Below are 19,362 nucleotides of genomic sequence, written 5' to 3' on the forward strand. Positions count from 1 at the left end.
TTCGGGTGAGCCGGAACAGAGCGTTCATGATGCGGACCTCCTCGTCAGTCTGATCAGGTGGACGGTCGCCAGCAGCGACGCGCCCGACAACACGGTCAACAGCCAGGGCACCGCGTGGATCCCGGAGGCCTCGATCCCGACGCCGAGCAGCGGTGGAGCCGCCACTCCGCCGACGTTCGAGGCCGCGATCACCCACGCTCCCGCGCGCCTGGCCTGGGGGAGCGCCGAGTTGAGCCAGGCAAGGCCCGTCGGAAAGACCGGCGCGATGAACAAGCCAACACCGGCATACGCCACCGGTGCCACTCCTTTAACCAGCGTCAACAGCAGACACACCGTCATCCCGGCCGCGCACACCGCGAGGATGCGCTCGGGGGCGTGGCGCATCGTGATCGGTACGACGAGGAAGCGGCCCGCCGTCATCATCAGCCAGTACACCGAGGTCGCCGACGCGGCCACGGTCGCGGTGTAGCCCACGGTCTCCAGATGCGTGGGCTCCCAGCCACCGACGCCCGCCTCCACGCCCACGTTGAGGATGTAGAGGACCAGGAAGCCGACGAGGATCCGGGACAGGCCCAGACCCCGGCTTCCCGTCGGTGCTGGTGGAGCGTCAGATACACGTGTACGTACGCCACTTGAGCCCGCGAACACCAGCACCGCCGCCAGCGCCGCGCAGGCCCCGAAGGCGTACGGGTAGCCGTCCGGGCCGAGCCAGGCCACGATCGCCGGGCCGAGGACCGCGCCGATGCCGAAGTGCGCGTTGAGTACGTTCAGCATGGCGGTGGAACGGTCGCCGAAGCCCACGGCGAAGAGCTGGTTGAGGCCGTAGTCGATTCCGCCGAAGCCGAGACCGCCGAGGAACGCGGCGGCCAGCGCGAGCGGCCAGTTCGGGGCGAGTGCGAAACCCGCGCCGCCCGCCGCCATCAGGCCGTAACCCCACGCCAGCAGTGCCCTGTTGCTGATCCGGGAGTGGATCGCGTTGAAGGCGAGGACGCCCGCGACGCCGCCCGCGAAGTGCAGGCTCAGACCGAGGGCGGCGGCTGAGGGGGACAGGCCGAACTCGTGGCGCAGGCCCGGGATCGCGGGGCCGTAGAGGGCCTGGAGCATCCCGATGAGGATGAAGCCGACGCAGGACGCGACCGCGGCCGACCGGGCGAAGAGCCGGTCGGCCGCAGGCGATTTCGTGACTATGTCAGTCAACTGGTCTCCGGGGTTTCCGAGCGCGTGGATTCCGAGAACACGAAGGAGAACTCGGTGGGTCGGGCGTTCAGGAAGTACTGCGGGAGCGGGCCCGGGCCGCAGGACTGCGAGCCGATGCCGTGCTGGCCGTGGTCGAGGTTCACCCAGACCGTGTCGCTGGGGGTGAGATCGGTGCGGTGGGTGGCCGCGTCGAGCTGCTCCGTCGTCCAGCGGCGGGCGGTGAACCAGAACTCAGGGTCGCCGTCGATCCGCAGCCCGCCGATCTCCGCCCAACGGACGTCGGGGCGGGCGCCGTTCTCCTGCGGGCGGACGTAGGGGGTCTGGAGGCCGTCGACCGTGGACTCCCAACGGCCCTGCAGCGAGGCCGACTTGGTGTCGGGGTACCCCTCGCCGGGACCGCCCCCGAACCACCGCACCCGGTCGGCGCTCGCGTCGATGCCGAAGCGGATGCCCAACCTCGGCAGCGGGAAGGTCCAGTCGCCCTCGGGTGCCACCGACACGGTCAGCCGTAGCCGCGAACCGTCCGAGGTCCAGCGGTACACCGAGGCGAGGCCCACCTCCCAGGCGGCGGGCGCCACCCGGGTGCGGACCGTCAGCGCGTCCTCGCTGAACTCCACGCCGTCCAGGCGGTGTCGCATGCGGTGCAGCCCGAACTTCCGCCAGAGCAGGCCGAAGCGGACGTCCGTCTGCCAGGGCGCGCCGTCGTCGTTGTCGGTGGGCGCCCGCCACACATCGAGGCGGAGACCGGTGACGTCGACCGCGCCGATCGTCTTCAACTCACCTGTGCGCGCGTCGAAGGTGGCCGGGCCGAGCGTGATCCGCCGCTCCCCGAGCACGGGCCCGGCCACGGCGGATACGGACGGCAACGCGCGTGCCGCGACCGGGAATTGGCCCCAGCCGATGACATGTCCGGCGGGACCCCATGCGGTGTCGGCCGCTAGCGACGCCCGTACGGTCCACTGGGATTCGGCGCCGTCGGACCCCGTGGGCGGTGCGGGCAGCTTCACGTCGGCCGACTCACCGGGGGCGAGCGCGGGCACGGTGAGGGTGCCCGACTCGACTGTCTCGCCGTCCACTTGGTACGACCAGGCGAAGGCCAGGGCGGACAGGTCGGCGAAGTCGTACGCGTTGGTGATGCGTACGGTGCCGTCCGCACCGTCGCCCGTGATCCGGACCGGCTCGATCACCTTCTTGTACTCAATCAGGCCGGGGGAGGACGCGCGGTCCGGGAAGACCAGGCCGTCGCAGACGAAGTTCCCGTCGTGCAGCTCCTCGCCGAAGTCACCGCCGTACGCGAAGCCGAAGCGTTCGTCCTTGATGCCGTGGTCGATCCACTCCCAGACGAAACCGCCCTGGAGCCGGTCGTACGACTCGAAGAGGCGCTGGTAGTCGGCGAGTCCGCCGGGACCGTTGCCCATGGCGTGGGCGTACTCGCAGAGGATGAAGGGGAGTTGGCGGCGACGGTGGGTGCCGCCGTCCAGGCCACGGCCGATGCGCTCGACCTCGGCGTGGTCGGCGTACATCCGTGAATAGACGTCCGTGTCACGGCAGTTGATGTCGCCCTCGTAGTGCACGAGGCGTGAGCTGTCCCGGGAGCGGATCCACTCGGACATGGCCGTCAGGCCGCGACCGGTGCCGGCCTCGTTGCCCAGCGACCAGATGACGATCGACGGGTGGTTCTTGTCGCGCTCGACCATGCGGGCCGCGCGGTCCAGCAGGGCCGGGGTCCAGCGGTCGTCGTCAACGGGGTTGTCGCGCCAGGCCTGTTCGGTGAAACCGTGGGTCTCCAGGTCGCACTCGTCGATGACCCAGAGGCCGTACTCGTCGCACAGGTCCAGGAAGTCGGGGTGCGGCGGATAGTGCGAGGTGCGGACGGCGTTGATGTTGTGCCGCTTCATCAGCAGCACGTCCTCGCGCATGGTCTCCAGGTCGAGGGCGCGGCCCTTCTCAGGGTGCCATTCATGGCGGTTGACGCCCTTGAAGAGGATCGCCTTGCCGTTGACCTTGATGAGCCCGTCGGAGAGTTCGACGGTCCGGAAGCCGATGCGGAGGGGGATGTGTTCACCCTCGGTGGTGAGCAACCCGTCGTACAGGTACGGGGTTTCGGCCGTCCACGCGCGCACCGGCACGGTGACCGATTCGCCCGTCGCGACATCGATGTCCAGAGCGGGCACGGTGACGCGGCCGTCGACGTCGGAGTCGACGCGGAGGGTGCCCTCGTCGGCGAGGTGGTCGTAGGAGGCGTGCACGAAGAAGTCGAGGGCGTTGCCCGGCGGGCGGTGCAGCAGGGTGACGTCACGGAAGATGCCGGGCAGCCACCACTGGTCCTGGTCCTCCAGGTACGAGCCCGCGGACCACTGGTGGACACGGACGGCCAGCACGTTGCCGGAGGGCTTCAACAGGTGCCCGACGGCGAACTCGTGCGGCAGCCTCGACCCCTTGAACTCGCCGATGTCCGTGCCGTTGAGCCAGACGCGGGCGCAGGACTCCACCCCGTCGAAGCGCAGCACGGCCCCGCCGTCCGAGGGCCATTCGGACGGCAGGTCGAACGTGCGGAGGTGGTCGCCGGTCGGGTTCTCGGTCGGGACGCGGGGCGGGTCGACCGGGAAGGGGTAGAGGTGGTTGGTGTAGATGGGGGAGCCGTGCCCCTGCAGGACCCAGTGGCCGGGGACCGTGACCTCGGCCCAGTCCCCGGCGTCGTAGCCCTCCCCGGCGAACGAGTCGTCCTCGGCGTCGGCCGTCGCCGACACACGGAGACGCCAACTGCCGTTCAGTGACAGTGACTTCGCGTCCGAGGACGCGTACCGGGCGCGGGGTGGGAGGGCTCCGCTGCCCGGGGAGACGTCCTCGATGTAGTCGGCGGCGGTGCTGGAAGTCATCGGTCTCCAGGTCGTGAGATGCGGGTGTCAGCCCTTGATGCCGGTCTGCGCGATGCCCTGGACCAGCCAGCGCTGGAGGAAGAGGAACACGAACACCAGGGGCAGGATGGAAACTGCGGTGGCCATGAAGATGAGATGGAAGTTGACGGTCTGGTTCGTCATGAACGAGGACAGGGCGATCTGGACGGTCCAGGAGTCCGGGTCCTGGCCGATGACCAGCGGCCAGAGGAACGCGTTCCAGCCGCTGATGAAGGTGATCGTGGCGATCGCGGCGAAGAAGTTCAGCGAGTTGGGCACGACGATCCGCCAGTACGCGCCCCAGTAGCCGAGCCCGTCCACGCGTGCCGCCTCCTCCAACTCCTTGGGGAACCCCAGGAAGTACTGCCGGAAGAGGAAGCATGTGAAACCACTGAAGAGGCCCGGGATGATGAGACCCCGGTAGGTGTCGACCCAGCCGAGGGACGAGACGAGCACGAAACTCGGTACGAAGGTCACGGCTGTGGGGACCATCAGGGTCGCCAGGACGGCGTAGAAGACCTTGTTGGAGTGCTTGTACGGGATGCGGGCCAGGCCGTAGCCGGCCAGCGAGCAGACCAGGAGCGTGCCCACGGTCATCAGGACGGCGACGACCGTGGAGTTCCAGAGGGAGCGGCCGAACTGGACGGTCGGGTCGTCGAACAGCTCGGAGATGTTGCCCCACTGGAAGGAGGGGAGCAGCTTCCAGTTCTCGCCGGTGATCTCCGGGTCCGTGGAGAGGGCGTTGCGGACGATCAGATAGAAGGGGAGCAGGAAGAGCAGGGCGGCGACGCCGACGGCGAGATACAGGCCGGTGTTGCCGAGGATGCCGCCGCGCTTCTTGCGCTTCTTTCCCAACTGCGGTGCGGTGGTGGTCACTTGGCCTCCTCCCCTCGTCCGAAGCCCATGATCTTGCCCTGGGCGAGGGTGACGATGCAGATCAGCAGGGACAGGATGACCGCGCCCGCGCTGCCGGCGCCGTAGTCCTGGCTGGTGCCGAGGGCCGTCTTGTACAGCTCCATGAGCGGGGTCTGGGCCCAAGTCGCCTTGGTTCCGATGATGTTGAAGAACTCGTCGAACGCCTGGTAGGCGGCGATGAGCAGCAGCAGGATCACCGCGGTCGAAGTGGCCCGGAGTTGGGGCAGGGTGATGTGCCGGAAGGTCTGCCAGCCCGGCTTGGCTCCGTCGATGGCGGCGGCCTCGTACAGCTCCGCCGGGATGTTCTGCAGCGCGGCCAGGAACAGGATCATGTAGAAGCCGGCCTGGATCCACAGGCGCAGGGTCACGATGACCAGCCAGTACCACGGCGGGCTCGGGTTCGCCAGATAGGCGATGTTGTCGACGCCGAACCAGCCGAGGACGGTGTTCATCAGGCCGAAGCGGACGCCGCTGAAGATGGACATCTTCCAGATCAGCGCGGCGGCGACGTACGAGACGGCGGTCGGCAGGAAGAACACCGACCGGAAGAACGCCCGCATGAACCGGAGTTGGTTCACCAGCAGGGCCAGACCCAGCGACAGTGCCCAGGTGGTCGGCACGATGAACGCGGCGAACACCGTGAACGTCACAAGCGATTCAGGGAAGTTGCTGTTGGTCAGGATCTGCTTGTAGTTGTCGAAGCCGATGAAATGGCTCGGCGTGACGGTGTAGCGGGCGTCGAAGAAGCTGAGCCAGATGCTCCATCCGATGGGGACGAAGACGAAGATCACCAGGCCGATGAGGAACGGGCCGGTGAAGAGCCAGAAGTTCAGGGTGGCGTTGGAACGCAGGCCCCGCCGCGGCCGGGCCTGGGAGGCCTTGGCCGTGGCGGACTGCGCGACCCCGCGCGTGGTGGTGGTCGACATCTCGGGTTCCGTCCGCCGGCCTATCCGAACAGCTTCTTGAGCTCGACGTCGACCTTTTTGTCGCAGGCGTCGAGCGCGGCTTCCGGATTGCCGTTCTTGCGCACGGAGTTGGCGATCACGTCGCCGAACGCGGTGAGCATGGTCTGGTCGAAGCCGATGTTGTCGAAGTGGCCGTAGTCGGTGAAGAGCTTGACGCCCTCGGCGGGGAGGCCGGACTTGAGCTTGGTGGCCTCGGCGGCGATCGAGGAGCGCGGCGGGATGTGGAAGCCGTAGGACAGCGCCCAGTCCTCCTGGTACTTCTTCTGGTCGATCCACAGCCACTTGACGTAGGCCTTGGCCGCCTCGACGTTGTCGCCCTTGGCGTTGACGAACATCGACCAACCGCCGTTGTACACCGACTGCTTGCCGCTGCTGCCGATGCTCGGGAAGGGGAAGACGCCCAGGTCGTCGCCGAGCGCCTTCTGCATCGCCGGCATGGACCACATGCCGCCCCACTGGATGGCGCACAGGCCCTGGTTGAGCGAGGACGGGTCCCAGAAGTCGGTCGGGGCGTCGAGCAGCACATGGCCGCTGGTGAACAACTGGCGGAGCTTCTTGAGGCCTTCGACGACCCCGTCCGTGTGGTACGCGATCTGGTTGTTGGCGTCGAGCGTGTCGGCGCCGGCCGACCAGATGATCGGGTTCTGGACCGCGGTGAAGTCGTTGCCGAGGTAGGCACCCTTGACCTTGCTCGTGGTGAGCTTGGCGGCTGCCTCCAGCAACTCGTCGATCGTGGTGGGGACTTCGACCTTGGCCTTCTCCAGCATCGACTTGCGGTAGTAGAAGAACTGCGGGTCGTCGATCATCCGGATCCCGTAGACCTTGCCGTCCACGGTGTGCGACTTGATGTCGGCCGGGTTGAAGTCGTCCTTGACCGGATCGATGATGTCGCTCAGGTCGGCCACCTGACCGCTCTTGACCAGCTGCAACTGCGGGTGGAACTCGAAGACGTCGGGCGCCTGCTTGGTCAGCAGGGACGAGAAGAGCTTGGCCTCGAAGTTGCTGCCGGTGATCCAGTTCGTGGTCACGTCGGCCTTCGAGTACGCCTTCGCGTACCGCTTGATCGCCTGCTCGGTCCCGGCCTCGCCGTACGCGTGGAAGTACTGGACGAGCTGCTTGCCCGAACCGGAGCCCCCGCCCCGCCCGTTGTTACCCCCGCACGCGGCCAGCGTGCCGGCCGCGGCCATCCCCGCGGCCGCCCGGAATATCGATCGGCGGGACCAGTTGCTGTTGCTCATTGCCGACATCGTGACGTCCTTGTCTCTCGCGCGGCTGCGGCTCCACGGCTCCACGGCTGAGTGGTGGCCGGTGGCTCAAATCGAGGTGCGGAGCGGGACGTTAACCTTCGCCTAAGCCTTCGGCAAGGGGTTGGACGAAGTCTGTTCGAAGCGTTGTGTAGTGTTCGGAATACCGGACGTGACGAAGGCGCGGGCCGCCGTGAAGGCGACCCGCACCCCGCACTCAGGTGGTCGTTACACCTTTGACCAGGCCTCGTTGGCCCCGCCGTTGCAGCTGTAGAGGATCACCTTGCTGCCGTCCGCGGTCGCCTGCCCGCTCACGTCGAGGCACTTCCCGGACGCCTCGCTGAGGATCTGTCCGTTGCCGTTCAGCAGCCATCGCTGGCCGGGATCACCCGTGAAGTCGGCGGTGGTCGTCAGCCCCGAACTCCCCACCGTCAGATACCCGTTGGCAGTTTTCAGGCCGCCCTTCGCGTCGTACGACCATGCCTGCTCGGACCCGCCCGTGCAGGTGCCGAGCGCAGCCCCCGAGACATCCGCCGTCAGGCACTTGCCGGACTGCTTGCCCTGGAGGGCGCCGGTGACGGCGGTCGAACTCCCGTGTCCCTGACCGCCGTTACCGCCCTTACGGTCCTTCTGGTCGAAGACGTACGTCGTGATCGAGCGGGCCGCGAGGCTCGTGGACACCGTGGAGCCGCTCACGTCCGGCTTCGCGACCTTCGCCCAGTTCTCCGTGGCCGAGGTACGGACCGCCTGTGTCGCCCGCACCGGAACCTTGCTGTTGAAGTGCAGATTCAGCGAAGTGTCCGTCGTGTTCTGGTTGTTGACCACGACGACCCACTTGCCGTCCCGGTCGTACGAGCTCACTTCGACACCGCTCGGCGCACCCGTCACGTTGTGAGCGACGGAGCCCGGGGTCACGAACTTGCTGTACTGGCCGAGCGCGTAGTACCGCTTGGTGAAGTACAGGGTCTGGTTGCCGTTCGTCGCGTAGTCGGGGTCGTAGTAGATCAGCCCGTCGTTCCAGCCGACGTCGTTGCGCGTGGCCGGGTCCGTGCCGTAGCCGCTGGCGAGGGCCACCCACCACTGGAACGCCGAGTCGTGCGAGCTCGCGAAGTCCTTGTAGATGATCCGGGACATGAGCAGGGCGTTGTCGATCGTCGGGTCGTACTCCTGGTTCCAGCCCGTGCCGCCCTTGCCGAAGCAGCAGATCTCGGTGGCCCAGGAGTCCTTGCCGACCGTCTTCGCCGTCTCGTAGACGTTGCCCAACTGGCCGTCGTTCGGGTTGTTGTACGTGTGGTGCGCCAGCTTCGACACGTACTGCGCGGTGTCCGGCTGCGAGATCCACTGCGGGACCTCCGTGGAGAAGCTGACCGTGCTGCTCGACTCGTCGGCGATGATCGACGTCTTCTGGTGCTGGGCCTTCTGCTCGGCTCCCAACGCCCGCACGATGTCGTCGCGTTGGGCGACGGTGACCTGCATGCCCTCCTGGCCGCAGTCGCCGAAGTCGTTGTTCGGCTCGTTGAAGGGGCTGATGTAGTCGAACTTCGCGCCCTGCTTCGCGAAGTGGGCGGTCACGTCGGCGACGTACTTCGCGTAGTCGCTCTCGTTCTCCGGCTTCAACTGCCCGCCGCAGCTCTGCCCGTTGGTCGTCCACTGCGCGGGCGCGCTGTTGACGAAGCCGATCAGATCCTGGACGCCGTACTTCGCGGCGTACTTGAGGAACGTCCGACCGCCCTTGTCCTTGCTCCAGTCGTAGCTGCCGTCGGCGTTGAGGAAGTCCTGCGCGGCGCGGGCCGGGGTGCTGACCGCGGTGCCGCCACCGCCGATGTTGTAGCGGTACGAGGTGAGATCCAACCCCTTCGCGGAGAACAGGAGTTGGGCCACCCGGGCCTGGACCTCGGGCGTGAAGTGCTGCAGGTCGTTGACCCACCAGGCGCCGGACGCGCCGATGTTGTCGATGGTCTGGGCCGCGTGGGGGGAGACTTCGGCCGGTGCGACGCCGTCGGCGTTCGCGGGCGGCGCGGAGAGCAGGGCCCCGGTGACAGCCAGCGCGGCTGCCGCTGTCGCGAGGATCGTTCTCCTGGGGTGGGGGTGAGTCACGTGCATCCCTTCCGTCGTCATGAAGGTGGTGCGGTACGGCTCCTTGCGGGGGTGGCGCGTTTACTTGCCCTCTGCCCGACCGACTGAAGTGCCCCTTCCAGCGCGAACGTCGCCGCGCCCAGGCACGCCGGGTCGGTGAGGATGGGGGAGAGGACGATCCGGGTGGCGGCGAACGGCCGCCTGAGCGCGTGCCGTTGGACGGCCTCGCGCACCTCGTGCAGCAGGGGTTCACCGAGCCTGCGGGCGACCCAGCTGCTGAGCACGACGACTTCGGGGTTGAGGATGTTGACCAGGTTGGCGATGCCCGCACCGATGTAACGGGCCGTCTCCCGCACGACTTTGAGCGCCACGGGGTCGTGCGCGTCCACGGCGCGGGCCAGGGCGTCGATGGTGGCCGTCTGGTCGTCGGGGTGCAGCAGCGGGCTGCGCGGGCTCAACTCCCGTAGGTTCAGCATGATTCCGGGCGCGCCGACGTACGCCTCCACACAGCCGTGGTTGCCGCAGCGGCACAACCGCCCGTCCAGCACGAGCGTCGTATGGCCCCACTCGCCCGCGCTGTTGCTCACCCCCCGGTAGAGCGCCCCGCCGAGCGCGAGCCCCGCGCCGACCCCGGTCCCGAGGTTGACCACCACCGCGTCCCCGCGCCCGCGCGCCGCCCCGAACCACATCTCGGCGACCGCGCAGGCGCGCAGCGGATTGTCCAAGTACAGGGGATAGGCGATCACTTCGGACAGCAGGTCGAGCAACGGCACGTCGTGCCAGTCCCAGTTGGGCGCGTACTCCGAGACACCGGTGTCGCGGTCCACCTGCCCCGGCACGCTCACCCCGACGCCCAGCACGCGCGCGCCCTCGATGCCGGCCTGCGCGACCACCGAGCCGACGGCCGCGGCCACATGGCTGACCACCTGCTCCGGCAGACTCTCGCCGGGGCGCATGTCCTCGTCGGCGCGGGCCAGCACGTTCAGTGCCAGGTCGAAGAGTTCGACATGGACGTACGTCTCCGCGATGTCGACGCCGATCAGCGCGCCCCCCGACGCGTTGACCGCCACCAGCCCTCGCGGGCGGCCCCCCGCCGAGTCCTCGAAACCGACCTCGGTGATCATCCGGAGGTCGAGCAGCTCACCGACGAGCGTGGCCACCGTGGCCAGGCTCAGCCCGGTCGCGGCGGCCAACTCCTGCCGGGAGGTGGGCGATTCGGCGATGATCTGGCGCAGCACCTCGTAGCGGTTCGCGGTACGGATGTCGCGTGACGTGCGCTTGGCCGGAGCGGTCGCCATCCCTTCCCCCTTGCGTCATGCCGAGGCACGACGGCACCGGCGCGGCGCAAGGCTATGGGCAGCGGGCGACGTTCGACAAGGGGTTAGGAAAGGGGCCATACAAAGTCGCCGCCCAGCCGGTCGCGCGGTCAGTCGCCGAGGATGTCCCGGACGAAGGAGTTGGCGAACTTGCCTTCCGGGTCGAGGTCCCGCGCCAGCGCCGCGAAGTCGCCGAGACGCGGATAGCGCCCGCGCAGCACCTGAGCCGGAGTGGTGAACACCTTGCCCCAGTGCGGCCGCGCGTCGAAGGCGTCCAGTGCCTCCTCCAGCCGTCGCACCACGGGCAGCACCGTCTCCGTGTCCTCGATCCAGGTGAAGTGCAGGGCGACCGTGTCCCGCCCGTACGAGGGGCTCAGCCACTGCGCGTCGGCGGCGACCGTCCGCACCTCACAGGTCTGCAGGACACCGGCGACCGTCTCCCGGATACCGTCGACCGCGTACAGCGCGTCGAGCGCGGCCGACCGCGGCAGCAGGTACTCCGACTGCAGCTCCGCCCCGCTGCTCGGCGTGAACTCCGCCCGGAAGTGCGGCAGCCGCTCGTGCCACGGCCCCGCCACCCCGAGCTGCTCGGTGGTGTTGACCGCGGGCATCCCCGGCACCGGGTGCAGCGCCTCGGTCGCGGGCGCGGCCCACGGGAAGTCGACCGCCGGCTGGTCGGTGCGCCGCTTCAGCCACACCTGCCGGAAGCCCGGCTCCCGCCAGTCGGTGAACAGACTGACGCTGTACGCCGATGCCGCCACCGTCTCGAAGTCCAGCCCGGCGAGCGGCAGTTCGGTGAAGACGTGCTGCTCGACCTCGAAGGCCGGCTCCAGGTCGAGGGTGAGCGAGGTGACGACACCGAGCGCGCCCAGGGAGGTCACGGCACCGTCGAAACGGTCGTCGCCGCGCGCGATCGTGACCGTGGAACCGTCCGCCGTCACGATCTCTACCTCGCGGACGGCCGACGCGAGCGAGCCGTTGCCGACGCCCGAACCATGTGTGCCGGTCGCCACCGAACCGGCCACCGAGATGTGGGGCAGGGACGCCATGTTGGGCAGCGCGAGCCCGTGCGCGTCCACCCGGCGGGCCAGCTCCGCGTACCGGACGCCGCCCGACACCCGTACCGTCCGGGCCGTCGTGTCCACGTCGAACTCGGGCGGCAGTACGGCGATCGACAGCAGGGTGCCGTCGGGGCCCGGCTCGGCGATCTCGTTGAAGGAGTGGCCGCTGCCCAGCACCCGTACCCGCGCGCTCTCGGCCACGAGGGTCCTGAGGGCGTCGAGTGTGCGCGGGCGGTGGAGTTCCTTCGCCGCGTAGGTGATGTTGCCGGCCCAATTGGTGACCGTCTCCGTCATGCCTGTCGTCCCTCCGGGAGCGTGCGTTCGCGTGTCCTGCCCCAGGGGTCGGTGCGCCACAGCCGGGCGTGGATCAGCCCGACGAGGAGGACTCCTGCTGCTGCCGCAGCATAAGTCGGCAGCCGATGTGCCTGCGTATCGGTGTAGTGCCAGCAGACGGCCGCGGCGACGATCAGCACCCAGCCGGAGAGGACGTTGGCGGTGGCGGAGGGACGGAACGGGCCCGGGCTGATCCCTTCACCCGTGCTGCCCATCACGTAGTACGGGAGGCCGTTCCCCGCGCAGAAGCCGGCGGCGAGACCGAGGACGAGCGTACCGATCATGGTGCTCAACTCCTTTGAGGCGGTGGGGTGTTCTCTCGTACCGGCCCGCTGCCGAGGCCGTTCATGACGAGGTCGACGAGTCGGCGCAGCCGGCCGCGGAGCAGCTCCGGGGTGCCGTCGGACTGGCCGATGCCGACGGTCGCGGCGAGCAGGAGTGCGGCGGTCTCGCGTGGTTCGGGAGCGTCGGCGAGCAGATCCACCAGCGCGTCGAGCAGTCCGTCCTCGGCCGAGGTCAGCCCCATCGCGGCGGCCTCCGAGACCAGCTCCTGCCGGAATCGCGCCTCGGTGACACCGATCGCCGTCTCCAGCTTCACCGCGAGCACGCCGTAGACCTGGTCGGCCGCGGTCCCCTCGGCGTCGCGGGCGCGGTGGGCCGCGGCCGTCATGAGGTCGGTGACCCGGGCGGCGACGGCGGCGAAGACGTCCTGCTTGTTCGCGAAGTGCTGGTACAGCGCGGGCCGGGACACACCCGCGGCCCGCGCGAGGAGTTCCATCGAGGTCTGCCGGAACCCGTACCGGCTGAAGACGTCGACGGCCGCTGTGACGATGTCGTCCCGCTTGCCCATGCTGACAATTCTGACGAGAAATGTCAGACACGTCAATGCTTCGGATTTCGTTGAGATGTTGCCACGTAGGTGCGATATCCGATGGAGGTATGGCCATTGATGTACGGCATCGGTAGTCTGCGGCGGTATGACCGACCGTCTTCCGCAGACCGACCTCACCCGACACCGCCGCCTCGCCGAACAAGGCAGCCTCGACCGGGCCGACCTGGACGCGATCCTCGACGCCGGTTTCGTCTGTCACCTCGGGGTCGTGATCGAGGGGCGGCCGGTCGTAGTCCCCACGGTGTACGGGAGGTACGGGCGGCAGTTGTACGTCCACGGGTCCGTCGCGAGTCGTAGCCTCGTGGGCGGAGCCCCCGTGTGCGTCACCGTCACGCATGTCGACGGGCTGGTGCTGGCCCGGTCGGTGTTCGAGCACGGGGTGAACTACCGCAGCGCGATGATCCACGGGGTGCCCCGCAAGGTCACCGACCCGGAGGAGAAGCTGGCCGGTCTGCGCCGCCTCACCGAACACGCGACGCCAGGCCAGTGGTCGTACGCCAGGCAGCCGAACCGCAAGGAACTTGCGGCCACCACCCTCCTCGCCCTCTCCTTGGAGGAGGCGTCGGTCAAGATCCGTACCGGCGGCCCCGACGACGGAGACGGCCCGGACGCGGACCTGGCCGTATGGGCGGGAACCCTGCCACTGACCTCGACTTGGGGCACGCCCGTCCCGGACCCCGCGCTGCCCCCGGGCATCCCGGTACCGGACCACATCGCACACCGCGAGGGAACCGATCAGGCCTGACCCGGCAACGATCTCTGCCTGTGCCTGTGTCCCTCCCGGGCCTGTGGCGCTCCCGCGCCGCTGCGGGGCGATACCGCCAGGGACGTATTGCCGGCCGGCCTGGCCCGCCCCGATGTGACGGGCCCTCGCCCCAGCCCGACTGACCCGCTGCGCGCCGATCGCCGCTCCCGCCCCCGGCCCGGCCTCCCACAACCCCGCCCACCCCCATCCCCTTAGGGGCGCGGGGAACTGCGCACCTAGCCACAACGCACCCGCACCCCACAAACAACCCGCACCCCCACCCCCGTCCCGTCCGCCCACCCAAACCCACCCGAACCGCACCACACCGACCCCCCGCTCCCCCCGCCCAACCGCCGGAGGCATACCGTGAGGAGTCGTACGCCTGAGCAGGGCGCCTGAGCCGGGAGGAGATACGGGATGGGCAGCCGCACCGCGCTGGTCGAGGATCTGATGGAGCGCTTTCCGCATGTGCCGCGGGAGGCCGTCTTCAAGGAGGACCTGCTGCGCGGGGGAGTCGCCTTCGACCCGTCCGCGCTCAGCGACAACGAGGGCGGTGAGGTGAAGCCGAAGTCGTACTTCATCTTCTCCTTCGACCACGGCACCCTGCCGGAGCTGGGCGAGGCCGCGCTGCGCCGCCCGCCGGAGGAGATCATCCTCACGGGTGGCCCGTACGACCTGCGACGGACCGTCGTCTCCGTGCGGGTGAACCCGACCTCGCCGTACCGCGTGGCCTCGGACGAGGACGGGGTCCTCGGGCTGTACCTCGACGGGAAGCGGATCGCGGACGTCGGTGTGCCGCCGATGCCGGAGTACTACCGGCACAAGCTCACCAACGGGAAGTCCGTCATGGAGGTGGCCCCGACCATCCAGTGGGGCTACCTGATCTACCTGACCGTCTTCCGTGTCTGCCAGTACTTCGGCGCCAAGGAGGAGTGCCAGTACTGCGACATCAACCACAACTGGCGCCAGCACAAGGCCGCCGGGCGGCCGTACACGGGCGTCAAGGACGTGGAAGAGGTCCTCGAAGCGCTGGAGATCATCGACCGGTACGACACCGCGAAGGTGTCCACCGCCTACACGCTCACCGGCGGCGCGATCACCAAGACCGTCGCCGGGCGCGACGAGGCCGACTTCTACGGCCACTACGCCAAGGCCATCGAGGAGCGCTTCCCGGGCCGCTGGATCGGCAAGGTCGTCGCGCAGGCGCTGCCCAAGGACGACGTGCAGCGGTTCAAGGACTACGGCGTGCAGATCTACCACCCCAACTACGAGGTGTGGGACGAGTATCTGTTCAAGCTGCACTGCCCGGGCAAGGAGCGCTACGTCGGCCGCGCCGAGTGGCACAAGCGCATCCTCGACTCCGCGGAGATCTTCGGCGCGCGCAACGTGATCCCCAACTTCGTGGCCGGCGTGGAGATGGCGGAGCCGTTCGGCTTCAAGACGGTCGACGAGGCGATCGCGTCGACGACCGAGGGCCTGCGCTTCTTCATGTCGCAGGGCATCACGCCCCGCTTCACCACCTGGTGCCCCGAGCCCACCACCCCGCTGGGCAAGGCCAATCCGCAGGGCGCTCCGCTGGAGTACCACATCCGGCTGCTGGAGGCCTATCGTGCGACGATGGAGGACTTCGGCCTCAAGTCCCCGCCCGGATACGGCGAGCCGGGCCCCGGCCGCGCGGTCTTCTCCGTCAGCTCCTTCATGGACAGTCTCCCCGCCGAGCACGCCGAGGAGCCCGCGCCTTTGTAAGGTAACGGTGTGGCCAACTCCTGTGACAGGTGAGCCGGGAGAGGCTCGGACACGTACAACTGCATAGAGGCGACTGACAGTCACCGTAATTGAATACGTGGCTTGTCAGTTGTGTGGGATGCGTGAAAGGCTCTGGCCCTGTCACGAGGCAGCCCCCCTCCAACTTGCTTACTGTCAGAGCTAGTTGGCCGTCATTCGTGGATGCAGGAGACCCATGCCCGACCTGCCGACTCCTCAGGACGCCGCTGAGGCAGCGCTGTTCACCGAGAGCTGGGACGCCGTGCTGTCCTACGCCGACCTGTGCACGTCCGGAGCCGCCTCGGCCACCGAACTGGCCAGCGAGGCCTTCGCGCTTGGCATCCAGGAGGCCCGCTCCGCCGGGTCCGGTCCGATGCGCGGTCCGGCCCGCCGGGTGCTGCCGGTGATACCGCTGCTGCTGACCGCCGTACGGACCACGGCGGCCACCTGGGAGCTCGCCGGGCGGGGGCACCGGCTCGACCCGGACCTGCGGCTGTGGCTCAACTCGGAGAAGGCGGCCCGGTATCACGGCATGCCGTTGCAGCGCCCGATCGCGCTGCGCGGTCTGCGGGACCTGCAGGAGGCGGACGCGGCGCTGCTGTGGCTGGCCGAGGTCGAGGCGCTGCCGCTGACCGTCGTGGCCCGCCGGCTCAGCCTCGACCCCGCCGTCGTCTCCAGTGAACTCGCTCAGGTACGGGCCCTGTTCAGGGACCGCTGCCACCGCAACCACCTCGACACACCGATGGACGCGGAGTGCCGCAGCTACGCCCGGCTGCTGGACGCGGTGACCCGTTCACCGTCCGCCGACACCCCCGAGGACCTCTCCCGGCACCTCGCCACCTGCGTGCAGTGCGCGGAAGCGGCCGCCTGTCTGCGCCTCGCGGGCGGCGGACTGCCCGCGGCCCTCGCGGGCGGGGTGATCGGCTGGGGCGGGCTCGCCTATCTGGAGCGCCGCCGCCGGGCCGCCGAGGTGCGGCTGGGCGCGGGGCGTCCCGTGGCCGAACTGGAGGCCGGGGAGCCGAAGGAGGGCGCGAGCAAGGCGCGCCTCGTACGCAACAGTCTGCTCGCCGCGGCCGTCCTGCTGTCGCTGGTGGCGCTCGGGGTGTCGATGATGCCGATGGGCGGCTCCGGGCACGACAACGCGGCCAGCGACGACGCCGACAGCCAGCCGGTGGGCGATCCCGCCCCCACCCTGTCGTCCGTCGGCAACCACCCGTCGGGCACGGCCTCGCCGTCCACCCGGCCCACGGCGAGCGGCTCGGCGACCGACTCCGGGGACAGGAACCCCGACACGGAACCCCAGGGCACCGCCTCGGCCACGGCGGGCAACTCGCCGAACCCGACGAGGAGTTCGGGCTCCGGGCCAGGTTCCGGATCGGGTTCGGGTACGACCACGCCGGCGAGCTGCGACGTCACGTACGACCTCGTCAACCAGTGGCCCGACGGCTTCCAGGCGGCCATCACCGTCACCACCACCAAGGCCCTCGACACCTGGCGCGTCGCCTGGTCCTACCGCGACGGCCAGCAGGTCACCCAGATGTGGGACGCGAGCGTCGCCCAGGACGGCTCCCGGGTCACCGCCACCGCCGCCGACTACAACAAGAACGTCGCCGCGGACGGCAGCTTCACCTTCGGCTTCCTCGGGACGTGGGACAACAGCAAGAACTCGGCGCCGTACGGGTTCACGCTCAACGGCGCGGCCTGCAAGTAGCCCTCGGCCCGTCCCCCGTCCCCCGTCCTTCTTCCGGATGGGCTGTCACCCGCCCCGGCATCTTCTCCGGGCGGGTGACGACCACAGCCGACGAACTACCCGCTCACGAACCGGCGTTACTGCGCTTGCCGATCAAGTCCCGGTACAGGGCGGCGCGTTCCTCATCCGTCTTCGCCCCGGCCAGTTCGGCCTTCCAGACCTTCTCCAGCTCCTTCAGCTTCTTCACCCAGTCGCCGAACTGCTCCAGGTCCACGTGCCGTTGGCTAGCACTGAGAGGGGCATTGGCACCGAGCTTGTCGTCCTTGTGCCCGCCGAACTGGCTCACGGGGTTGTTGTTCTTCTCGCTGCTCGTGATGCCGTGCTGGTAGCCGTCGGGGGTCCTGCCGCCGGGCCCGGCGGTCTCCAGACCGACCTGAAGTCCCCCGTCGCGCTTGTCGGTCGGGGGCTTGTACCCCATGAACATGTGCCCGTACGACTCGTTCGGGAGGATGGTGTCGCCGTGGTAGTCGGTGTTGCCCAAGCCTCCGGTGGCCACGGGAAGGCCGTAGAGGTGGCTGTGGGGATCGAACCAGTTCTGCACGGTGGCCCCGATCTCGCCCTTCTCCACGAAACTGCCGCGTGTTCCGTCCGCCTGGTTGTCGCCGATCTCCAGGTGATGTGTGCCGAACCCGCGCCGGTACACCGGCTTCTCGGGCGCCGACCTGAGCTCCCAGGGCTTCCGGTTCTCCTTGGTGATGTGGAGCCACTGGGGCAGCTCGTATCCGTGCTGGCCGTCGGCCAGTTGGGGGATACGGATGTTGACGCGTCCGCCGTAGGCCAGCGCGTGGGCGACGTCGTCCTTGAAGTCCTCGTGCATGCTGGTCTCCGGGTTGAAGACCTGCAGCCCCTCCTTCAGGATCAGGAAGATCTTGGTCAGCACCTCGGTGCCGCGCTCGACCCGCTCCCGGTGCTTGCCGGCGTCCTGTACGTCGTCGCTGATACCGGGCGGGAGCATGGTCTTCACGAAGGTCTCGAAGATCTGGTCGTTCCGTTCCCCCGTGAGCTGGTCCTTCTCGGACTGCGGGGTCCCCTCGGCGTGCATGGCCATGTGACGGCCGAGCTGGTAGTCCGAGCGGGTGGGCTTGTCCGGCGACTTCCCCTGGCCGCGGTCCTCGACGTCCTGGTGCCAGCGCAGGGTGGCCACGAGGAGACGCTTGCCCTCGGGCTGCTGGAGCCAGTTGTGGAAATCGCCCGCCTCGATGTAGTCCTCGGCTTCCGGCGTGGTGCAGATCCCCACGGTCTTCAGCCACTTGGGGTCCTCGGACTCCACGGCCCTGATCGCTTCGAGCTCCTGGTCCGTGAAGCTCGGGCCACCGCGCACCCGCCGGTGGATGACCGCCCGCACGTCCTTGTTCCGGATTTCCCCTTCACCGCCGACGAGCAGTCGCGCGAGCCGGGCGATGGCCGGGGGCGAGGCCGCGATCGGGGGTGAGGGCGAGGCCGGGGGCGGAGTCGTGGTCGGGGCCGGAGGCGTGGTGGACGGTCCGGGCCGGTCCGCCCGCTGGACGGAGACGTCCACGCTGCGCTGCACCGCCCCACCGGGTAAGTCGGCGCCGGGCAGCGACAGTTCGGGGTCCGCACCCCGGGCCAGCTTCCGGCCGTTGGCGCCGGCGCTCCGCTCGAACGGGTCGTCCGGGTGGGAGACCTTCTCACCCTGGCCGTTGTCGGTACCGGGCACGGGCCCCAGGGCCTGCTGGCGTACGTGGTCGACCTCTTCGTACATCACCTCGTCCTCGACGCGGTTGTCGCCGAGCACGATGTGCGAACCGGTGGTGTAGGCCAGGGCGCCGAGTTCCTCGGCGGAACGCTGGGCGACGGGGTTGTCGTGCACGCGCACGTGGCCGAAGTCCATGGCGTAGGCCTGCTCGGCCCGTTGAAGGATGCGGGGTTCCAGCGGGCGTCCCGGGGAGCCGACGGCGTCGACCACGGATGCCCGGCGCTGCACGGGGACGGCTCCCTCGGCGGCACGTGCCTCGGGCCCGCTGTGCTGCTCTTCTGTGTGCTGCTCGTCCCGGGCCCGCTGGATCGCGCGGGTCACCGCGGCGTTTCCGGCGGACTGTTGGAGCGCGGTGAGCGGGGGCAGGGCGGCGGCGGGGCGGGCCGCTGTGCCAGACGCGGGGCGTCCGCCGGTGCGGTCACCGTTCGGGCGGTTCTCTCCCTGGACGCGCATGTGCGGTTCCCCTTTGGTCGGCGGGTGCCCTTGCCTG

The 19,362-nt window shown here is 69.1% G+C and carries 14 protein-coding genes; 3 read left to right on the forward strand and 11 right to left on the reverse strand.

The window, feature by feature from the left end:
* Positions 1 to 24: 24 nt before the first annotated feature.
* The 10 genes from OG496_RS42535 to OG496_RS42580 form a co-directional block, all read right to left on the reverse strand.
* The gene (locus tag OG496_RS42535; RefSeq protein ID WP_405974662.1) at positions 25 to 1,197 is read right to left on the reverse strand and encodes an MFS transporter; all 1,173 of its coding nucleotides are present in this window, start codon (positions 1,195 to 1,197) and stop codon (positions 25 to 27) included.
* Complete coding sequence (locus OG496_RS42540) at positions 1,194 to 4,076, reverse strand: glycoside hydrolase family 2 TIM barrel-domain containing protein (protein WP_405974663.1); 2,883 nt, start codon at positions 4,074 to 4,076, stop codon at positions 1,194 to 1,196. Before OG496_RS42540 ends, OG496_RS42535 begins: the two co-directional genes overlap by 4 nt.
* Before the next feature lie 27 nt (positions 4,077 to 4,103).
* Positions 4,104 to 4,970 (reverse strand): carbohydrate ABC transporter permease, encoded by an 867-nt coding sequence (locus tag OG496_RS42545; protein WP_399393281.1) that lies wholly within the window; start codon positions 4,968 to 4,970, stop codon positions 4,104 to 4,106.
* Positions 4,967 to 5,935 (reverse strand): carbohydrate ABC transporter permease, encoded by a 969-nt coding sequence (locus tag OG496_RS42550; RefSeq protein WP_405974664.1) that lies wholly within the window; start codon positions 5,933 to 5,935, stop codon positions 4,967 to 4,969. Before OG496_RS42550 ends, OG496_RS42545 begins: the two co-directional genes overlap by 4 nt.
* Positions 5,936 to 5,955: 20 nt before the next feature.
* Positions 5,956 to 7,221: an ABC transporter substrate-binding protein gene (locus tag OG496_RS42555; RefSeq protein ID WP_399393277.1), complete on the reverse strand. Its 1,266-nt coding sequence runs from the start codon at positions 7,219 to 7,221 to the stop codon at positions 5,956 to 5,958.
* 225 nt (positions 7,222 to 7,446) lie between these two features.
* On the reverse strand, positions 7,447 to 9,321 hold the full coding sequence (locus tag OG496_RS42560) for a glycoside hydrolase (RefSeq protein ID WP_405974665.1): 1,875 nt from the start codon (positions 9,319 to 9,321) through the stop codon (positions 7,447 to 7,449).
* Between the two features lie 11 nt (positions 9,322 to 9,332).
* Positions 9,333 to 10,592 (reverse strand): ROK family transcriptional regulator, encoded by a 1,260-nt coding sequence (locus tag OG496_RS42565; protein ID WP_405974666.1) that lies wholly within the window; start codon positions 10,590 to 10,592, stop codon positions 9,333 to 9,335.
* Between the two features lie 128 nt (positions 10,593 to 10,720).
* On the reverse strand, positions 10,721 to 11,965 hold the full coding sequence (locus OG496_RS42570; protein WP_405974667.1) for a D-arabinono-1,4-lactone oxidase: 1,245 nt from the start codon (positions 11,963 to 11,965) through the stop codon (positions 10,721 to 10,723).
* Positions 11,962 to 12,288 carry a hypothetical protein gene (locus tag OG496_RS42575; protein ID WP_366493003.1) on the reverse strand — a complete coding sequence of 109 codons (327 nt, stop codon included), beginning with the start codon at positions 12,286 to 12,288 and terminating at the stop codon, positions 11,962 to 11,964. Before OG496_RS42575 ends, OG496_RS42570 begins: the two co-directional genes overlap by 4 nt.
* Before the next feature lie 5 nt (positions 12,289 to 12,293).
* Complete coding sequence (locus OG496_RS42580; RefSeq protein WP_405974668.1) at positions 12,294 to 12,854, reverse strand: TetR/AcrR family transcriptional regulator; 561 nt, start codon at positions 12,852 to 12,854, stop codon at positions 12,294 to 12,296.
* Positions 12,855 to 12,981: 127 nt separating this feature from the next.
* On the opposite strand from OG496_RS42580, the gene OG496_RS42585 reads away from it, so the two are divergent.
* From OG496_RS42585 to OG496_RS42595, 3 genes are all read left to right on the forward strand, one after another.
* Positions 12,982 to 13,641 (forward strand): pyridoxamine 5'-phosphate oxidase family protein, encoded by a 660-nt coding sequence (locus tag OG496_RS42585; protein ID WP_405974669.1) that lies wholly within the window; start codon positions 12,982 to 12,984, stop codon positions 13,639 to 13,641.
* Between the two features lie 417 nt (positions 13,642 to 14,058).
* Positions 14,059 to 15,387: a radical SAM protein gene (locus OG496_RS42590; protein WP_366493000.1), complete on the forward strand. Its 1,329-nt coding sequence runs from the start codon at positions 14,059 to 14,061 to the stop codon at positions 15,385 to 15,387.
* A 214-nt stretch (positions 15,388 to 15,601) separates the two neighbouring features.
* Positions 15,602 to 17,116 (forward strand): cellulose-binding domain-containing protein, encoded by a 1,515-nt coding sequence (locus OG496_RS42595; protein WP_405974670.1) that lies wholly within the window; start codon positions 15,602 to 15,604, stop codon positions 17,114 to 17,116.
* 103 nt (positions 17,117 to 17,219) lie between these two features.
* On the opposite strand, the gene OG496_RS42600 is transcribed toward OG496_RS42595, so the two are convergent.
* On the reverse strand, positions 17,220 to 19,325 hold the full coding sequence (locus OG496_RS42600; RefSeq protein WP_405974671.1) for a DUF4157 domain-containing protein: 2,106 nt from the start codon (positions 19,323 to 19,325) through the stop codon (positions 17,220 to 17,222).
* Between the last annotated feature and the right edge of the window lie 37 nt (positions 19,326 to 19,362).

Origin of the sequence: Streptomyces sp. NBC_00988, from assembly GCF_045162645.1 — a bacterium.
In the GTDB taxonomy this organism is placed as follows: domain Bacteria; phylum Actinomycetota; class Actinomycetes; order Streptomycetales; family Streptomycetaceae; genus Streptomyces.